This is a genomic window from Kaistella pullorum (assembly GCF_014837035.1).
GTDB lineage: Bacteria > Bacteroidota > Bacteroidia > Flavobacteriales > Weeksellaceae > Kaistella > Kaistella rhinocerotis.
The window spans coordinates 1-2,879 of the sequence record NZ_JACSPS010000015.1 but is presented as its reverse complement, the minus strand read 5'-3'; the positions used below and the strand labels follow the sequence as shown (position 1 = coordinate 2,879).

The following is a 2,879-nucleotide window of genomic DNA, read 5'->3' as shown; positions in this document are numbered from 1 at the left end:
AAAAGCACGGATTTCCAATGCTGAATTAATTACAAAAACGGATCTTGGACCGGCGGAAGGTAGTATGGGCGGTAACGGTTGGGTATTTCTGCAGGCGGGCTAAAAATACGGAAACTTTCTACTTGCTGAAAACTTAATTGACCGCTAAAATCTTCGATGTAAACTTCAACCCCGCTAATAGAAATAGCTTGTTAGCTGCTGCTGTCTTTCAATTCCGATATAATTCTGTTTGTTAATTTCTTGGTAGAATAATAACATCCATATTTTGGATCTCTATAATTTTTGTGCTGTACGTTAAAATAAATTCCCTTATCGTTATAATAGAAGAACAATTCTTTGTTTCCAAATAAAATCTTCTTTGTATCGAACATTATAATATTATCTCTTATTTCGTATGGATAAGTAAACAAATTAAACTTCTTTGCGAGATCATAAACTCTTTTTCTATTATTTTCTCTTCCATCATTATTTATTATTGAGTGAATTTGTGTCAAGTTTGGAATTCTCAAGAAACCAACTATACCAAAATAAACACAATATGTTGCCAGAAGTAAAGTAGATATAAATAGTCCCAAACTCAGCTGATTTGACCAATCAGTTAGCAAAGATTCATAAATAAGAAACAGTCCGCAGCTTAGAATCAAAACCGCAAGTATATAATCAAGAACTTTATCGAACAGATACTCTTGATCTAAATATTTCTTAAATTGTAATAAAGTCATTTTGTCAGATAGCAGCTAACGTCCGGCGTATATGGAGGGTTGCGGCTGCTGCCCCAGATCTTCGTACAAAATCCGGACTTTAAACTTAGCGAAAATTCTGATACAAAAGCAGACTTCCGCAATCCGCCATATACGATGTTACCGCCCGTACGCGCGAGGAACATAATACCGGAGCGACTTAGTGATCACGAAATGCCGGAACCCGTTGTCATGCTCTCGGAAAAAGCCCGGATTTCCAATGCTGAATTAATTACAAAAACGGATTTTGGACCGGCGGAAGGTAGTATGGGCGGTAACGGTTGGGTATTTCTGCAGGCGGGCTAAAAATACGAAAACATTCTACTTGCTAAAAACTTCATTAATCGCTAAAATCTTCGATGAAAACTTCATACCCGCTTGTAGAAATACTCCGTTAGCAGAAGTACTTGTTAACGATATATTTCATAATTTGATTGTTTGTTTGCACAATTTTTATTGGGATTCACATAAAACAATGAATCGTTGCGGAACTTAAATTTTTCATTTTGGAAGATGGTATAAAATCTCGTGTAATTTTTAGGTTGGCAATTTTCTATTGTTGTTTCTATTTTTTCCCTTGTGACAATATATTTGTCTTCGCAATAAGGTTTAAAGCTATTCATGTACAAGCATTCATTGTGCATTTTCGAATTTAGATATATTGTATCATCTTTCATTTTCCAAACTCCATTTGAAAATGTCTCACTTAAATGACTTCTTTCCGTGAAGTGAAATGTTTTATTTTCATTTAATACTAGTTGACCACTTGTATATGGATCCCGTTTTATATTCCAATTATTCACAACGTTTATCTCGTCAATATTTTCCTTTTGACAAGAAGTAAAAATGATTGAAATAATTAAAAATATGAATTTGTAGCGCAATGTTTCTGTATTTCTGCTAACGTTTTCGGGCTTGGCGAAGGTGGCGATTTTCACCACAAAAGTTGATGCGGAGAACCGAACTTTGATTAACCACAAATGTGTCTGCGGAGCACTGAACCGCCACTTTTGCCAAACCCGTGTTACAAGCAGGTTTTTTCATTCTTCAATAATTGGTCTTACAAATTCTATTAAGGAAACTCGCCCTTGAATGTCCTTTACAGTCACTTGCATAATCATACCATCGCAATCTTCTAAGTCCATAGGAACATTTACTTTAAATGCCGCTGGTTGGGAAAGACCACCATTAATTGCAATATTGTCTGCGTATAAGTAAGTTCTGTCGGAGGTGTCTAAAATTGGATTTAGTCGACCTTTTAGTCCTGGTATATATCCTGTACTATTACAAATTACCGAACCAATATTTTCTGATGAATGAACTGAAATTTCAAAATCATTCTCGGGGTCAATTTTTTCAACCATATAAGCTGGATAGTTAGCATTAGCAAAATAAAGTTTATAATTTCTCCTTGTATTTATTGCGAATGTAGCTTTCCCTTCATTATTTGTCTTGTTGTTTAGGTGAGTATCATTATCAGCGATTAAGAATAGGTCAGCACCAATAAATGGTTCTCCTTTTTCATTCTTTACTGTTACCGAAAAAATAGCAGGGTCTATTTTGGGAATTTTGACAAGCGGTGATAGACTTTTCCTAACTTGCTCACTAGGAATTGTCCGCCCGCTTAAAACAAGTTTTTTGAAAATGATTTCACAAAAGTCACTAGCACTTTTGTCGTTCAATGGTATATAACCGATTGTTGGAAGTAAACCCGGAATTTCTGTTTCGTCAAACCTTGCAGGTAATATATATTCTTGGTTCTCTTGAAATGCACGGCTCTGCATTGCCTGTCTTTCGTGGTTTGTCCACAACTTTTTATTGTAGTTGTCAGATACAAACATTATTGTATAAAGTGCTTTATTTCTGTATATGTCACTCAGATAGTCATAAAGGTTTTTGCCCCATAAATTAGCTTCTTCAAATTTGTCATAAAACACACTTATTCCTTTCGACTTAAGAATATGTGCTACTTGGTCAACATAATTTCTGTCTTCTCCTGCGAATGATAATGCTATGTCAAATTCTACTTGTCGTGTCATTTCGTGTCATTTTAAACTTGCTTGTAACGTCCGGCGTATATGGAGGGTTGCGGCTGCTGCCCCAGATCTCCGTACAAAAACCGGACTTTAAACTTAGCGA

General features: G+C 35.5%; 3 protein-coding genes. 1 reads left to right on the top strand and 2 read right to left on the bottom strand.

Features of this window, described 5'->3' with window-relative positions:
• Nucleotides 1–191 precede the first annotated feature (191 nt).
• Nucleotides 192–722, bottom strand: a complete 531-nt coding sequence (locus H9628_RS11795; RefSeq protein WP_251834341.1) for a hypothetical protein — start codon at nt 720–722, stop codon at nt 192–194.
• Between the two features lie 39 nt (nt 723–761).
• Here H9628_RS11795 and H9628_RS11790 point away from each other — a divergent pair, with 39 nt between their 5' ends.
• Nucleotides 762–1,046: a hypothetical protein gene (locus H9628_RS11790; protein ID WP_251834340.1), complete on the top strand. Its 285-nt coding sequence runs from the start codon at nt 762–764 to the stop codon at nt 1,044–1,046.
• Nucleotides 1,047–1,780: 734 nt separating this feature from the next.
• Here H9628_RS11790 and H9628_RS11785 read toward each other — a convergent pair.
• Complete coding sequence (locus tag H9628_RS11785) at nt 1,781–2,779, bottom strand: TIR domain-containing protein (RefSeq protein WP_251834339.1); 999 nt, start codon at nt 2,777–2,779, stop codon at nt 1,781–1,783.
• Between the last annotated feature and the right edge of the window lie 100 nt (nt 2,780–2,879).

Coding starts and splice junctions, on each gene's coding strand:
- H9628_RS11795 (WP_251834341.1), bottom strand. CDS start 722: ATGACTTTATTACAATTTAAGAAATATTTAGATCAAGAGTATCTGTTC.
- H9628_RS11785 (WP_251834339.1), bottom strand. CDS start 2,779: ATGACACGACAAGTAGAATTTGACATAGCATTATCATTCGCAGGAGAA.